We start from the raw sequence: 14,748 nt of genomic DNA on the forward strand, positions 1-14,748 counted from the left end.
TTTTTATTTTATGTAGGCTAGAATTTAAAAACCCACCCATATCACAAATATTTAAATCCATATTTAACTCTCCTTTAACTAAACTTATATCGGTTAATTTTATTTTTCTTTAAGAGTTTTTAGTAATAATTTACTAAATTTTAAAAAAAGGAGAGATTATGAAAAAATTATTATCAGCTATTTTATTATTATTAGCTTTGTCATCTATTGCTGATGCAAGAACAAGACCTTATAATCACTGCACGATTACTTGGTATGGCAAATTATATTGCAGCCCACATATCAATGATTAATCAAAAGAATTACGAATTTATTCGTAATTCATATATAAGTTTTACTGCATTTATAAAATACAAAATTATTAAAAATTAAAAGAATTTAAATCTACTTATTTTTTATAAATATACCTAAACCACAAATTAGCATAATCAATCAAAGCACTTCTTTTATTTTTTGCAAAAAACTCATCATATTCATTGATTTTTACATATACGCTTTTAATGAATTCTCCATTATCAACGCCGCCACCAACTCCTACAATGTCATCATCGCTAACCCTAGCAAAAAATAAATGTTGAGTATTTACCCCACTACCAAATCCTGTATAAAATTTATTAATATAAACTAATTTTTTAGGCTTAAATCCTAATTCTTCTATACATTCATCTAAGGCGATTTCTTCTAAGCTTTTGTTTTTATCAATTATCCCACTACATAATTCAACCGAAAATCCACTCTCATAATCTTTACAATTTTCGTAATAATATAAAGGTGCTCTAAATTGTTTTACAAATATAAAACTATCCTTGCTCTCGTGATATAACATAATACTAACAGAATCAAAAGACTTTATAAAATCCCAATCTACCTTATGCTCATTTATAACAAAACTAGCTCTTAAAGGTTTTATAAAATCTGATTTTTTAAACTCAACTATTTTAAAATCACTTATATTAATTTTCATTCAAGCTCCTTTAAAACCTTAAGCCCTATTTCATCAAATTGTTTATTTTTATAATGATTTTGCATTAGATTATCAATACTTGCAGCAAAAATCATATAAATATATGACAAATCTTGAGTATTTAATGCTTTATAAAAATACTCATCATCAAGCCCACTAGCTATAATATCTATAGCTTCTTCGTAATTATTAAACTCATAGCCTAATAGTTCTAAAAATCTTTTAGCATTTGAATTAACCACAAAAATAGGCTTTTTTAAAAGAAAATTACTAAGCATTAAAGCCGTATCAAAACCAATGCCTTTAATATCCATAATCCAATCAAAACTAGCATTATTAATAAAATCATCAAAACTGCTAAAATCATTCACAATTGCCCTTGCTAAATCGCTAATTTTTTTTGCTTTTGTATTATAAAATCCACTTGCTTTTATTAACTCGGCTAGTTCTTTTACATCAATTAAAGCAAGTTTGTTTATAGAATTTGAAATAGGAATTTCAACATTTTTTAATGCTTTTTGAGTGTTTTGCCACTTGGTATTTTGACCTATTAAAAGAGCTAAAAATTTTGAAAAATCATCATAATTTTGCCATTCATAAGAACCTTGTAAATTATGTTTTAATAACGCTTTAAAAATACTAGCTCCATTAATCATTCAAATCCTTTTTTAGTTCATAAAATTGTTTAGCGATACGACCATTTTTTGTGCCTTTTAAATTTGCAAATTCTAAAGCCTTAGCCTTTATCTCATCACTAAATTCATCTTTAAATAATGATTTTACAATGCTTAAATACTGCTCTTGGCTCATTGAATAAAAATTAAGCCATATTCCAAATCTTTCTTTTAAAGCAAATCTATCATCGCTTTCATCTTTAAAATCAGCGTCTTGATAATTTGTATTACTTGATTTTAAAAGATTTTTATAATTTGAACTTAAAATAAACATTATATTATCACTTAATTTCTCGCATCCACCATCTAAAATCGGCTTTAATGCCTTAAAACTATCATCATTTATACTAAAGCTTATATCATCTAAAAATATTACGAATTTGTATTCTAATTCGCTTAAATCATCAATAATATATCTTAAATGCGATAAATCTTCTTTAAAAACCTCAACTATTCTTAAATCACTTTTAATAAATTCATTAAAAATAGCCTTGATTAAACTAGATTTGCCACAACCTTTTGCACCGGCTAATAAACAATGCTGATAGGCTTTGTTTTGTAAAAAATTATTCATATTATTTTTTAAGATATTAAATTCTTTATCCAAAAACAAAAGGTCTTTAAAATCAACCAAATCAAGGTTTTTAATAGGCTTAAAGCTACTAGTTCTTGCTCTATAACTAGCAGCTTTAAATTCTTTAAACAATGCTATCAAAACTAACTTCTTTTAAATCAGCCACACAAGCAATGTGCTTATAAATGCTATAAACTAATGCTAAGCGATTGTTTTTAATCTCTAAATCATCAACATTTATCATAACATTATCAAAAAACTCATCAATGATAGGTTTAAGTGCAAAAATCTTACCTAAATTATCACTCACATCATCACTAAAACTAATATCTTTATAAGCTTTATATAATTTAATCTCATATTCATTACTTAATTTGCTTTCATCACAATATAAATCTTTACTATCTTTTATGATATTTGCAAGTCTTTTAAATGTTGAGATTTTGCTCTCATAATCTTTATCTTTTGCTAGATTTATAAGTGCTTTTATATTCTCATCAATTACTACTAAATCATTATTATTCACATTTAAAACTGCTTTTATAAAAGATGAATTTACGCTATATAAAGCATTAAATCTATCTGTAATAAAATTAAGCAATTTAACTTTATCATAATCTTTATAAAGACCTTTAAACTCGTTTAATAAATCTAATAAATTAAATTTAACGCCTAAATCAATTAGAATTTTAATAATACTTAAAGCTGCTCTTCTTAATGCGTAAGGGTCTTTATTACCACTTGGAAGCTTGTTTATACTAAATAAAGCCATTAAAGTATCAAGTCTAGTTGCTAAGATTACAATTTTACTTAATTTTGTGCTTGGAATAACATCATATAAATATTGCTCTTTAATAGCAGTGCAAACTTCACTAGAATACCCCATATTAGCAGCATAATATGAGCCTACAATTCCTTGTAATTCAGGGAATTCGCCTACCATTTGTGTCCTTAAATCAGCCTTGCTAAGTGTGATTGCATCTTTTATATTTTTTGTATTTTCATAAGCAAATAATTTTGCTAATCTTAAGGCAATTTCTTCTTCTCTTTGTTCTTTTTGTGCTATTGTGCCTAATTCTTGCATATAAATTGTATTGTTTAATAATTCAGGTTGTAAGCCAAGTTTTAAGTCATTTTCCCAGAAAAACAACGCATCGCTAAGCCTTGCTCTTAACACCTTTTCATTACCTTTTTTTATAGTTTCTAAATCAGGATTGAATGAATTTGTAATTGTTATAAAATTATTGCTTAAAGAATTATCCTTATATACTGCAAAATAGCGTTGATTTTCTTTCATTGAAGTAATTATTACTTCAGGTGCAACTTGTAAAAATTCTTTATCAAAACTACCTAAAAGCGCTGATGGATATTCAGTAATTGCTACAACTTCTGCTAATAATTCTTCATCAATTTCAGCTTTTAAATTCCATAATTTTTCAATATTTCTTATCTCACTTAAAATGATTTCTAATCTATCTTTAGGATTTAATATAACTTTGCCTTCTTTTAAAGTCTTAAAATACTCATCTTGGGTATTAAAAGAGATTTTATCCATACTAATATTTCTATGAACGAAAGTGCTTTTACTTGAGTTTATATTAAACAAACTTGCATTAATTAATTCATCATCCATCATAACGCATAGTCCAGTAATTGGGCGAATAAAACTAAAAGTATTTGCACCCCAACGCATACTTTTACCAAAATTAAGACTTGTAATAAAGCTTTCTAAAATATCATTTATTAATTCGCTAAATAATTTACCTTTTTCTATTTTTTCTACATATAAACAAACTTTTCCTTTAATTTCTTTAAAGCTAAGTTCGTTTTCGCTAATATCTGCTTTTGCTAAAAAACTCTCACCAGCTTTACTTAATTTCCCATCTTTATAGGCTACTTCTTTAGGAGCTCCGATTAATTCTATAACGCTATCGTTTGCTCTTTCGTTTGCTTTAAATGTAAAAACAAATCTTCTAGGAGTGTATAAAAACTCTAAATTACTAAATTCAATATTATTTGCTTTTAAAACCACTTCTAATTTATCTTTTATATTTGGTTCTTCTTTTAAAAAAGGAATTGCAGGTAATTCTTCTGTAGTTATTTCTATTAAAAACTTTCTCATTTTATCTCCTTAAATGTAAAACCTTGCTCTTTAAGAATTTTTCCAACTTCTTCTTGATGAGCTTTGCCTTTAGTCTCAAGTGTGATTGTAATATTTGCATCACCAAAATCAGTGCCTAATCTATCATAATCAACTTTTATTATGTTTGCTTGTGCGTCTTTTAAAGCTTTAGTTAAATCAAGTAATGCCCCTGCTTTATCAATTAAAGTTACGCATATTTGCATTTTTCTATAACTTTTAATAAGACCTTTTTCAATAATATTATTTAGCATTGTAATATCTATATTTCCACCACTTAAAATACAAACTACATTGCCGCTTAGATTAGGAATTTTGCCGTGCATTACAGCAGCTACACTTGCTGCTCCTGCACCTTCAACTACTTGTTTATGTTGCTCTAATAAAAATAAAACCGCATTAGCTATTTCTTCATCGCTAACCATAACCATATCATCTACATTATTTTTAATTATATTAAAGCTATCTTCATTAACATCTCTTACAGCTATACCATCAGCTATTGTTTTTACCTTGTTTGAGTTTATGATTTTACCTTCATTAAAGCTATTTAGCATAGCACTAGCACCCTTGCTTTGCACTCCTATTACTTTAATATTTGGATTAATTTGTTTTGCTGCACTAACAATACCGCTAATTAAACCGCCACCGCCTACTGGAACGATGATATAAGAAATATTGTTTAATTCTTCAATTAGTTCTAAAAATATAGTCCCTTGTCCTGCCATTACAAACGGGTCAGCAAATGGGTGAATAAAGGTTAGATTTTTAGTCTTTTCTAACTCTTTTGCGTAAGCATAAGCTTCATCAAAATTATCGCCTTTAAGTATTACATTAGCACCTAAATTAGCTGTGCTGCTTACTTTATTTACTGGTGTTGATTCTGGCATTACGATATGAGCTGTTATACCAAACTTTGAAGCAGAAAAAGCTACTCCTTGAGCGTGATTTCCTGCACTTGCTGCAACTACTCCTAGTTTTTTTTGCTCTTCATTTAAACTTGCAATCTTATTATAAGCGCCCCTTATCTTATAAGCTCCAATTGTTTGAAGATTTTCACATTTTAAATATATATTATATTTATCATTTGATAAAAATCTTGAATAATTAAAAGGCGTTTTAATTGCCACATCATATACTTTTTCTTTAGCCGCATATATTTTGCTAAGCTCTATCATCTTTCTTCCTTTCTAGGTAAAATCCACACTCTAAATGCTCTGAATTTATAAATTGGTCAAACAAAACAAATCTTTTTAACTCGTGAGTTTTGCATAATTTTTCTAAATCTATTTTAGCCGTTAATGGATTGCATGAAATATAAATTATATTATCATAGTTTTTTACTAAATTAACACATTCGCCTAAACCGCATCTTGGAGGGTCTATTAAAATATGTGAAAAACAAAAATCATCTAAATTTAAATCTTTTAACCTATTAAAAGCTCTTACCTTATTAAAAGCGTCTTTTACTTCACTATCTTTTAGCCTTGCTGTAAAAATATTATTTACATTATTTAATTTGCAATTTTTATTTAAAAATGCCACATTTTTTTTACTAAGTTCTGTTGCAAAAACTTTTTTAAAAAATGGTGCAAGTGCTAAGGTAAAATTACCATATCCACAATAAAGCTCTAATAAATCATAGCATTTTTTATCTTTAAGACAAGATTTTGCAAACTCAAGCATATTTTCATTCATACTTAAGCTAGGTTGGATAAAACACTCATCATTAAACTCATACTTAATATCATTGCTAAAATGCTCTAAAATATCGCTTGGATATGATATTCTTTGTTTTCTTGATTGCATTATTAAATTAAGCTTTAAATTAGTTAATTTGCTTAATTTTTCGTAATAATTTTCTATTTTAAATTCTTTTATGTCTTTATGATATAAAAGCAAAACATTTAAAGTATAAAAGCTCTTAAAAAATCTAATCTCAAATAATTTATCTTTTAAAACTTCATCTAAAGCCTTAAGCAATTTAGGCATAAATTCTCTTATCTCATCACATATAAAAGAAGTATCAAAATCAGTTATTTTTACCTTATCTTTAAACATAGCATAAGATATTTCGCCGTTATTTTTATATAAAGCAAAATTAACCCTAGTTCTTAAGCCATCTTTATAAATCTTCTCGCAAGGAATTTGAAATTCCTTGCAAACTAAGTCAAATTTATTCAACTTTTTTTCCTATTAAGCGAAGTGCTAAGCTCATCATAACAACACCTAAAATAATTGTTAAATACACATTTAAGCCAAGACTTACAGGAATATATCCAAAAATTACGCTAATAGCACATACTAAAAGCGCATAAGGCATTTGAGTTTTAACATGCGCACTTAATTCACATTTTGCACTCATTGCACTTAAAATTACGGTATCAGCTATCGGAGAACAATGGTTTCCAAAAATAGCACCTGTTAAAACACAAGAAATATTTATAACCATATATTCATGAAGTTCATTTCCACTCATACCAGCTTCAAGACCAACTGCGTGTGCAAGTGGGATTGCTAAAGGCATTAAAATACCCATAGTTCCATAACTTGTGCCTATTGCAAAACTCATAGCCGAGCCGATTAAGAAAATTAAACTAGGAAGTAATACATGCGGAGTTGAGCCTGATAGTAATTGAACTATGTATTTATGAGTGCCTAATTCTTTTACAATTGCAGCAAGGCTCCAAGCAAAAAGTAGCATTGCAATAGTAAATATCATACTCTTCCAGCCATGTAGCCAAGTCTCTACTGCTTCTTTGTGATTAATTTTTTTGCGAACTAGACCTAAAATAACTGCTACAACACTAGCAAATAATGCAGCTTGAAATAATGCTAAGCTTGAGTTTGCTTCACCTAAAGTAGTTCTTATCGCATAAAAACTTAAATAATTTTCTTCAATCTTGCTTAAAATGTCTGCTTTATCAGGGTCATCTATAATTGCATTTAAACCACTAAAATAAAAACTTGCTAAAGCTGTAATAATAAGAGTTAAAATAGGAATTAAAGCATCACTAATTTTATGCTCTACTCCATCATTTGGTTTTAATTCACGCTCAAGTTCAGCTCCAACATCAAGTGCAGCTTCACTTACTATTCCTGCACGAGCATTTTTTTCAGCTATATACATTGAGCCAAATTCTCTTTGCTGAATAGCTGTTAAAACAACGAAAATTAGCATAAAGATATTATAAAATCTATAAGGAATTGTTTGCATAAATACTCCAAAAGCATTTACATCGCTAATTCCTACTAAAGAATAAGCAGTTTTAATAAGTCCAACTTCAATACCTATCCAAGTAGAAATTATCGCAATTCCTGCAACAGGTGCAGCGGTGCTATCAAGTATGAAGCTTAATTTCTCACGAGAGATTTTAAACTTATCAGCAATTGGTCTCATAATAGGACCAACGGTTAAACTATTTGCATAATCATCAAAGAAAATACAAAGCCCTATAAGCCAAGTGCTAACTTGAGCTGAAACAGGACCTTTTACAAAGCGAGTAAGCGCAAGTGCAACTGCGTTTATTCCACCCATTTTAGTAATTAATGCAACCACACCACCTATACAAAATACTTGCAAGATTACTCCTGCATCATCGCTATCTATCATAGCATCTAGCAAATGTTTTACTATATTTGAAAATGACGCTAAAAATAAATTTACCCAATCCATAAAAGATGGATTATTATAAGTAAATGTATAAGTATCATTTACAATATTTGCTGTGTAAAAATTAGCAAAAGCTAGAAGAAAAGTCCCCGTAAAAACACCTATAAATAAAGATAAAATTACTTCACGAGTAATAAAAGCTAAAATAATAGCCATTAAAGGCGGTAAAAGTGTTAAAACGCCATATAATTGCATATTGCTAACGCTTGTATCAGCTGCGTTTGCAAATATACTAAAAAACATTAAAAACAAAAATCTCATTTTAAATTCCTATTTTAAATTCTACATTCTTTTTGATACTAAACAAGCCGTAATAAAGGCAACAAATGCTACTAAAACTATATAAGCTCCACCACCGATTTGATATAAAAATGGTGGATTTTCACCAATTGCAACTTTGTTTAAAAACGGCAATAATATAGGAGTTATAAATCCTGCTATTGCGTAAGCTAGGTTGTAGCTAAAGCTAATTCCACTATAACGAATTTTTGCAGGGAAAATCTCAACCATAATTAAAGGCGTAAAGTTCATAAGTCCTGCACTAAGAGTTGCTAATAAATAAAAACTCACAAGTAAATTAATATCCTTGCCTATATACAACTCATAAAAATACAACGCACCAAAAACACCCCAAAGAATGGCAAAAATCTTATAAATCCTACTAATTCCAAATTTATCACTTAAAAATCCTGTTAAAACACAACCAATCATCATAGCAAGTATTCCATACATTTGAAAAAGGGTATTATCAACAGGGTCTAATTTCATAACAGCTTTTACGAAATTTGGAGCAATTAATAAAAATACAACCACACAAGCAGTTAAAACCCAAGTAACTAAAATAGAAATAAATATCCCAAATCTATGATTTTCTATAACATCTTTTATAGGAAGTTTTACTAAAGAATCGCTTTCTTTCATCTTTTTAAATACAGGAGTTTCATTTAAATAGCGTCTAAGATATAAAGAGATTATTCCAAAAACACCGCCTAAAGCAAATGGAATTCTCCAACCCCAATCCTTTAGCTCTTCAGTCGTAAAATTAAGCTGCATAATAAGTGCAACCAAACAACCAAGTAAAATTCCACCAACAACGCTTGAAGTTAATAAGCCTATAAATAGACCTTTTTTGTTATCTTCACTATGTTCTCTTACAAATACCCAAGCACCAGGTAGCTCTCCACCTATTGCCATACCTTGAAAAATACGAACAAATAAAAGTGCAATAGGGGCTGCATATCCAATTGTCTCATAAGTTGGAATAATAGCAAGTGCAAAAGTAGGAATTACCATAAGTAAAATACTTAGCATAAACATATTTTTTCTACCAAATTTATCTCCAAAATGTGCCATCACAACGCCGCCTAAAGGACGAGCTAGATAAGCTGCTGCAAATGCTCCATAAGTATTTAGCTCTTGCCAAAACGGACTAAGCGTATTTGGGAAAAAATGATGTGCAAAATAAGATGAAAAAAATACAAATATAATAAAGTCATAAAACTCAAGAGTTCCACCAAGTGAGCTTAAGGCTAGAGTTTTTACTTCTTCTTTGTTTAATTTTTTTGTCATATATCTCCTTTTTCGTAATTTAATTTATCTCTATTAATAGCCAATTCTTCATAAGCTTCGCTAATAAATTTATTTATTTGATAATCAAATGATGAAGTATGAGATAAACCTACAATTACTTGAACTTTAGCACCTTTTACTCCAAAACGATTTTTCATAGCTTCTTGCCTAACTTCATCTATATAACTCTTAACTACAACCTCATCTTCATTAATAATAAAAACTAAAAACTCATTTCCACTCCAACGAGATATGTATTTTTCATAGTTTTCACTATTTTTTCTTAATATATATGCAAATTCTTTTAAGACTTCGTTGCCTAATTCTGTTGTGTATTCTTCGTTAATTTTTCTTAAGTTATTAATCTCTATTACTATTACACTAGCTTGAGTAATTACATCTTCATCAGCATTATGCTCAAGTTTTGCATTCATAATTTCTAAGAAAGAATATTTATGATAAGTTTCAGTTAAGGTGTCAAAACTAGTAAGTCTTTTTAAATGGCTCTTTCTGTTTTCATCATTAACAAATCTAATAACCTGACCTAATTCCATAATAATTTGGGTAAAAAATATAGCACTAACTACGCAAATTATATTGATAATATATATAAATACTTGTCCTGGCTCTTGATACGCCTTGTCGCAATAGAAAAATAAAAATAAATATAACAAGAAATAAACAAAAGGAAATATAAAAATTAAAGCAGAATATTTTCTTAAATTAAGATAATAATAAGATGTAAGCATAATTAAATATAAATCAAATCCATATCCCCAACCAATACTTAAAGAAAAATAAGTAGCTGTAAAAATTGATTCTAATTGAAATAAATACCAAGCATAATGCCTAACGCTTATAAAATTTACTCTTATAATTTTTTTAAACAATGATGATTTAAAAGATTTTTTACCATTTAAAATCTTTCTATATCTATTATAAAAATAATTTTTTTCTCCAAAACTCTTATAAAGTTTTCTACCAACAAACAATAAGAATAAAAAAGCTAAATAATATAAAGATGTTGCAAAAATTTCATAAGAAGTAATTATAAAACCATTGTAATAAAAAATCAAACCAGTAAAAAATCTAGCAAAAAATAAAAATAGACTATTTACTAATATCAAAACTTCATATTTAACCACTTTAAACCTTTTAATTTATATCGTCATATCCACTTTTATACAATATATACTCACGACCCATTGTTTTTGTTTCATATTTTAATTTTACGGTTTCATTTATTTTTTCTAATAAAACTTTAGGTCTTTTTTGAGTATCTATATGCTTGTGGTATTTTGCAACAATTTTTAAATAAATATCAAAATTATCTTTTTTCTTTCTAATCATCTTATCAAAATCTTTGCTTATTGATTCAAGTAAGAAATAAAACTTAGAGCTTTCTTCTTCTAAAATTAATACAAAAGTATTTAAATCCCATTTAATTATAATTTCATCATTAGGATAATAAACTCTTAAAAGACTTAAGAATTCATTCATTACTTTATTTTGGTAGTAGTAATCTATCTTAAAATATGAATCTTGGTCTTTTTGAACAAAAGCTATCTCAAATATACAAACATTAAGATTATTGTATTGATTTTGTTGTCTTTGTAAAAGCAATTGTGTGAAATCTTTTTTATCAATTAGATTGAATTTAGTATGTATTTTTTTAGTTATTTTTATATGACTTTTATTTACAGATAATTTTTCTATATCTTCTATTGATTTTAGACCTACTACATGGTTGCTAAATACTATGCTAGAAAAAACTACAAAAACAGAAATTATAAATAATAAATTAGAAAAAAAACTCTCCTTATAATAAGGATGCCAAAAATAATAATCAATTAAAAATAAAGATATAAATATAGTTAATAGCACTAAATAAGTAATATTTGCTATCAATAATCTTTTTTTAGAATCATTTATAAACATTATATAAATCAAAGTGGCTAGCAAAATAATATATAAATGAGCCCCACCTGCCATAGAATATAAATATATATTACAACAAATAGCAATGATTATACATGCCCCACCACCCATAAAGCTAAACCAGTCAAGATACCTTGCTACTGATTTTTTCTTTCTATTTAAAAGTAAGGCATAAAATAAACAAGCACAAACAATATATAAACTTGATATAAAAAATTCTTTAGCAAAAAGCATAGTAATACCTAAAAAACCAAATGTAATAATTATGGTTAATATTAAAATTACATAAATTCTTTTTAAGGTAATATTATGATTTCTTATATCTTCATAGGTATCATAAAGCTCTTGTATAAATTCTACTCTTTGACTATCGTATTCTCGCATTATGCCTCGTCATAACTATAATCATCGTCATCATACATATCTTCATCATATATGTTATATTCATCAAGACTGCTTAATTCATCATCAAAATCTTGCTCAAATTCGTCATCAAACTCATCTAACTCATCGTCAAATTCGTCTAATTCATCATCAAAGTCATCATATTCACTAAAGCCATCTAACTCGTCATCTTCATAATCTAAAAACTCATCATCATCGTAAGCCATATAATTTTCCTTAATAAAATTAAAAATGCTAATATACCATTTTATTTATATTATTTGTTAAAATCTAAGCAAAAATAAAGGAAAAAAATGCAACTTACACACATAAACGAGCAAAATAATCCTACTATGGTTGATGTTAGTGATAAACAAATTACTAAAAGAAGAGCTTTAGCAAGTGGCAAAATCACAATGAACGAAGAAGCTTTTAAAGCAGTTTTAAACGGAAATGCTAAAAAAGGAGCGGTAATAAATACAGCTATTGTTGCAGCTGTTATGGGAGCTAAACAAACATCAAATCTAATCCCAATGTGCCATCCACTACCAATTAGTAAAGTTGAAGTAGATATTGAGCCAATTGAGAATGAATTTGCTTTTAGACTAAATGCAGTGGTAATCACCGAAGGAAAAACAGGTGTAGAAATGGAAGCTTTAAATGCTGTTAGTGTAGGCTTATTAACGATTTATGATATGGTTAAAGCAATTGATAAAACAATGGTTATTGATGATATAAAATTATTAGAAAAAGACGGAGGCAAAAGTGGTCAATTTAGAAGAAATTAAAGCTGATTTAAAGATAGAATATCCTTGCAACTGGAGCTATAAAGTAATACTTGATAAAGATGATGATATAAATGAATTAGTAAAAAAGCTAGATATTAAAAATGCAAAAATTGAAAGTTCAAAATCTACAAGTAATTATAAAAGCTATAACCTAAGCCTAGAAGTGCCAAATGAAGCTTATAGATTAGAATTATTTTCTACTCTTAAAAAACATTCTAAATTTGTTTTATAAGGAAAAACTATGAAGAATATATTATTTAATGAAATACAAGAAAAAGCAAAAAAAGAATTTATTAATTCAAACGATGATGGATTAATCGCTAGATTATATACCAAGTATTGTGAAGAGCTAGAGAATTTAGAAGCGCTTACAAATGAGAATAAAAATATAGTTTTAAAAGCCCTTTTAAGAGCAAAAATGTCTATAAAAGAGCAAGAGATTTATACTCTTACAAATGAGCTTGAGATGATTAGAAAAGAGATAAAGTCAAAAGAATTAGAGCTTTATAATATTACAAAATCAAGTTTTAATGAGCTAAGTAAGGTAGTTCAAAATGATATTCAAAAAGAATACCTTGAAGAACTTATGTTAAATGAAGCAAACTCATTACAAATTCTTTACGAAACTTCTCAAAATGCTTTTATAAATGTTCTTGAAACAAATGCGATGATAGAAGAAAGATGCTTTTTAATAAGTAATTTTATGCTAATTAACGCACTTGAATATGCTAAGTTTAATAAGGATAAAATAATTAATGCAGCTGAACTTATCTTAAAAGCAGCACTTGAACTAGCAAATGAATGGCAAAGCTATGCTGAAGAGCTTTTGACTGGAGTATTAAATGGACTTTTAGAAGGTATATTTGCTATCTTAGAAAGGCTTAAAAAGGATTTAGAAGTTAGCTTAAGTGATAATGAACTTGATAATATGAAACTATCTCTTCTAAGTCTTGAGCGTGATTTTATAGCTATGATTAAGACAAATCTAAATAACGATGCTTCAGGTAAGGCACTTGAAAATATTTTAAATAATAAACTTGATAATAATTTTGCTAAATTTGCAAGATTAGTAAGAGAAAACAAGCAACTACTAAATATAAAATTAATCAAATTTCAAAATAGCGAACTAAACGAAAAAATCAAAAAAGAATTAAATACTTTAGAAAAAGCTTATAATGAATTTGATGTAAAAAAATTAGCTTCAAATATTTTCACAAAATTTAAGAAGAACTAAAAAAAGAATTTGAAACTCTCGTTTCAAATTCTAAAAATTATTTAACTTTTATATTACTAAAAATTGCTGGAGTATAATTTACACCCATATTAAATACTTTTTCATCAACCTTTTTAGCATATTCATTTTTTCTATCTTGGTCAATTTTTTTGTATTCAACACCATCTTGATAATATTTTCTTAATATTGCGATTTTTTCTTCATCAGTTTTAGCTGTTTTGATTTCATCAAAAATATTAAGCGATTTATCTAAAGCATTCTCGTGCATTGGAAGTGGAGTTAAAACAAATTTAATATTAGTTTTTTTCAAATCTTCTTCTATATTTTTTAAATGTTCTCTACAATAAGGACAATCAGGGTCGCTAAATACTACCATTGCAGTATTGCTATTTTGCTTTCCTAGATTAATAATCATATCAGGATTTTCTTTAACAAAATCTGTTAATAATAAGCTTAATTTCTCTTGTTTTTCTTTTTCTTTTTTAGCCATAAAACTAGCTTTTAAATCTATACTTTCTTTCATATTAAGCATAGTTGGTGTTCCATAAACTCCATCACTAAAGAAAACATCAGAGCCAACTACAACTCCATCTTTTAATAAATTAAACTCTACCATTTCAAATTTTGAATCAGGAACTTTATCAACTTTTACTAATTCTACTTGAATATTTTCTGGTGTAATTGTTTTTACAAATTCTATAACTTTATCACTAATTTTACTAGCACTTAAAGCGCTTACAACCGACATTGCTAATATTATTTTTTTCATACTAATCTCCTTAAAAAAATAAAAGTTTAATTTTGCATTAA

At 27.4% G+C, this 14,748-nt stretch carries 16 protein-coding genes; 4 read left to right on the forward strand and 12 right to left on the reverse strand.

Going from position 1 to position 14,748, the window contains the following annotated elements:
- Nucleotides 1-158 precede the first annotated feature (158 nt).
- A complete protein-coding gene (locus tag AVBRAN9333_RS03535; RefSeq protein WP_336609439.1) occupies nucleotides 159-293 on the forward strand; it encodes a hypothetical protein in 135 nt (44 codons plus the stop codon).
- 95 nt (nucleotides 294-388) lie between these two features.
- Here the strand turns inward: AVBRAN9333_RS03535 and AVBRAN9333_RS03540 are convergent, their stop codons facing one another.
- The 11 genes from AVBRAN9333_RS03540 to AVBRAN9333_RS03590 are packed head-to-tail and all read right to left on the reverse strand — an operon-like array spanning nucleotide 389 to nucleotide 12,143.
- On the reverse strand, nucleotides 389-964 hold the full coding sequence (locus tag AVBRAN9333_RS03540) for an NUDIX domain-containing protein (RefSeq protein WP_442862225.1): 576 nt from the start codon (nucleotides 962-964) through the stop codon (nucleotides 389-391).
- Entirely contained in the window at nucleotides 961-1,620 is a 660-nt protein-coding gene (locus AVBRAN9333_RS03545; RefSeq protein ID WP_214120481.1) for a hypothetical protein, read from the reverse strand. The genes AVBRAN9333_RS03540 and AVBRAN9333_RS03545 overlap by 4 nt, the downstream gene beginning before the upstream one ends.
- On the reverse strand, nucleotides 1,613-2,353 hold the full coding sequence (locus tag AVBRAN9333_RS03550) for a DUF815 domain-containing protein (RefSeq protein ID WP_214117442.1): 741 nt from the start codon (nucleotides 2,351-2,353) through the stop codon (nucleotides 1,613-1,615). The genes AVBRAN9333_RS03545 and AVBRAN9333_RS03550 overlap by 8 nt, the downstream gene beginning before the upstream one ends.
- Nucleotides 2,337-4,334, reverse strand: a complete 1,998-nt coding sequence (gene glyS, locus AVBRAN9333_RS03555; protein ID WP_214117443.1) for a glycine--tRNA ligase subunit beta — start codon at nucleotides 4,332-4,334, stop codon at nucleotides 2,337-2,339. Before glyS ends, AVBRAN9333_RS03550 begins: the two co-directional genes overlap by 17 nt.
- The gene (ilvA, locus tag AVBRAN9333_RS03560; RefSeq protein WP_214120479.1) at nucleotides 4,331-5,530 is read right to left on the reverse strand and encodes a threonine ammonia-lyase; all 1,200 of its coding nucleotides are present in this window, start codon (nucleotides 5,528-5,530) and stop codon (nucleotides 4,331-4,333) included. Before ilvA ends, glyS begins: the two co-directional genes overlap by 4 nt.
- The gene (locus AVBRAN9333_RS03565; RefSeq protein ID WP_336609440.1) at nucleotides 5,517-6,536 is read right to left on the reverse strand and encodes a tRNA (uridine(54)-C5)-methyltransferase TrmA; all 1,020 of its coding nucleotides are present in this window, start codon (nucleotides 6,534-6,536) and stop codon (nucleotides 5,517-5,519) included. Before AVBRAN9333_RS03565 ends, ilvA begins: the two co-directional genes overlap by 14 nt.
- Entirely contained in the window at nucleotides 6,529-8,286 is a 1,758-nt protein-coding gene (locus tag AVBRAN9333_RS03570; RefSeq protein ID WP_214117446.1) for a Na+/H+ antiporter NhaC family protein, read from the reverse strand. The genes AVBRAN9333_RS03565 and AVBRAN9333_RS03570 overlap by 8 nt, the downstream gene beginning before the upstream one ends.
- A gap of 21 nt (nucleotides 8,287-8,307) precedes the next feature.
- A complete protein-coding gene (locus AVBRAN9333_RS03575; RefSeq protein WP_336609441.1) occupies nucleotides 8,308-9,594 on the reverse strand; it encodes an MFS transporter in 1,287 nt (428 codons plus the stop codon).
- Nucleotides 9,591-10,739 carry a GGDEF domain-containing protein gene (locus AVBRAN9333_RS03580; RefSeq protein ID WP_214117448.1) on the reverse strand — a complete coding sequence of 383 codons (1,149 nt, stop codon included), beginning with the start codon at nucleotides 10,737-10,739 and terminating at the stop codon, nucleotides 9,591-9,593. The genes AVBRAN9333_RS03575 and AVBRAN9333_RS03580 overlap by 4 nt, the downstream gene beginning before the upstream one ends.
- Before the next feature lie 10 nt (nucleotides 10,740-10,749).
- Complete coding sequence (locus tag AVBRAN9333_RS03585; protein ID WP_214117449.1) at nucleotides 10,750-11,916, reverse strand: hypothetical protein; 1,167 nt, start codon at nucleotides 11,914-11,916, stop codon at nucleotides 10,750-10,752.
- Nucleotides 11,916-12,143: a hypothetical protein gene (locus AVBRAN9333_RS03590; RefSeq protein WP_214117450.1), complete on the reverse strand. Its 228-nt coding sequence runs from the start codon at nucleotides 12,141-12,143 to the stop codon at nucleotides 11,916-11,918. The genes AVBRAN9333_RS03585 and AVBRAN9333_RS03590 overlap by 1 nt, the downstream gene beginning before the upstream one ends.
- Nucleotides 12,144-12,230: 87 nt before the next feature.
- Between AVBRAN9333_RS03590 and moaC the strand changes: the two genes are divergently transcribed.
- Genes moaC through AVBRAN9333_RS03605 form a run of 3 tightly spaced genes read left to right on the forward strand, consistent with a single transcriptional unit; the run spans nucleotide 12,231 to nucleotide 13,938 of the window.
- Nucleotides 12,231-12,704: a cyclic pyranopterin monophosphate synthase MoaC gene (gene moaC, locus AVBRAN9333_RS03595; protein WP_214117451.1), complete on the forward strand. Its 474-nt coding sequence runs from the start codon at nucleotides 12,231-12,233 to the stop codon at nucleotides 12,702-12,704.
- The gene (locus AVBRAN9333_RS03600; protein WP_214117452.1) at nucleotides 12,682-12,936 is read left to right on the forward strand and encodes an HP0495 family protein; all 255 of its coding nucleotides are present in this window, start codon (nucleotides 12,682-12,684) and stop codon (nucleotides 12,934-12,936) included. Before moaC ends, AVBRAN9333_RS03600 begins: the two co-directional genes overlap by 23 nt.
- Before the next feature lie 9 nt (nucleotides 12,937-12,945).
- Nucleotides 12,946-13,938, forward strand: a complete 993-nt coding sequence (locus AVBRAN9333_RS03605) for a hypothetical protein (RefSeq protein WP_214119763.1) — start codon at nucleotides 12,946-12,948, stop codon at nucleotides 13,936-13,938.
- A 37-nt stretch (nucleotides 13,939-13,975) separates the two neighbouring features.
- On the opposite strand, the gene AVBRAN9333_RS03610 is transcribed toward AVBRAN9333_RS03605, so the two are convergent.
- Nucleotides 13,976-14,707: a thioredoxin fold domain-containing protein gene (locus AVBRAN9333_RS03610; protein ID WP_214117454.1), complete on the reverse strand. Its 732-nt coding sequence runs from the start codon at nucleotides 14,705-14,707 to the stop codon at nucleotides 13,976-13,978.
- Nucleotides 14,708-14,748: the final 41 nt, after the last annotated feature.

The organism is Campylobacter sp. RM9333, assembly GCF_020137705.1.
Classification (GTDB): domain Bacteria; phylum Campylobacterota; class Campylobacteria; order Campylobacterales; family Campylobacteraceae; genus Campylobacter_E.

Excerpts from the sequence above, each read along its gene's own strand:
- AVBRAN9333_RS03585 (WP_214117449.1), bottom strand. The coding sequence starts at position 11,916 with ATGCGAGAATACGATAGTCAAAGAGTAGAATTTATACAAGAGCTTTAT.
- AVBRAN9333_RS03590 (WP_214117450.1), bottom strand. The coding sequence starts at position 12,143 with ATGGCTTACGATGATGATGAGTTTTTAGATTATGAAGATGACGAGTTA.
- glyS (WP_214117443.1), bottom strand. The coding sequence starts at position 4,334 with ATGAGAAAGTTTTTAATAGAAATAACTACAGAAGAATTACCTGCAATT.
- AVBRAN9333_RS03610 (WP_214117454.1), bottom strand. The coding sequence starts at position 14,707 with ATGAAAAAAATAATATTAGCAATGTCGGTTGTAAGCGCTTTAAGTGCT.
- moaC (WP_214117451.1), top strand. The coding sequence starts at position 12,231 with ATGCAACTTACACACATAAACGAGCAAAATAATCCTACTATGGTTGAT.
- AVBRAN9333_RS03570 (WP_214117446.1), bottom strand. The coding sequence starts at position 8,286 with ATGAGATTTTTGTTTTTAATGTTTTTTAGTATATTTGCAAACGCAGCT.
- AVBRAN9333_RS03535 (WP_336609439.1), top strand. The coding sequence starts at position 159 with ATGAAAAAATTATTATCAGCTATTTTATTATTATTAGCTTTGTCATCT.
- AVBRAN9333_RS03575 (WP_336609441.1), bottom strand. The coding sequence starts at position 9,594 with ATGACAAAAAAATTAAACAAAGAAGAAGTAAAAACTCTAGCCTTAAGC.
- AVBRAN9333_RS03545 (WP_214120481.1), bottom strand. The coding sequence starts at position 1,620 with ATGATTAATGGAGCTAGTATTTTTAAAGCGTTATTAAAACATAATTTA.
- AVBRAN9333_RS03605 (WP_214119763.1), top strand. The coding sequence starts at position 12,946 with ATGAAGAATATATTATTTAATGAAATACAAGAAAAAGCAAAAAAAGAA.
- ilvA (WP_214120479.1), bottom strand. The coding sequence starts at position 5,530 with ATGATAGAGCTTAGCAAAATATATGCGGCTAAAGAAAAAGTATATGAT.
- AVBRAN9333_RS03540 (WP_442862225.1), bottom strand. The coding sequence starts at position 964 with ATGAAAATTAATATAAGTGATTTTAAAATAGTTGAGTTTAAAAAATCA.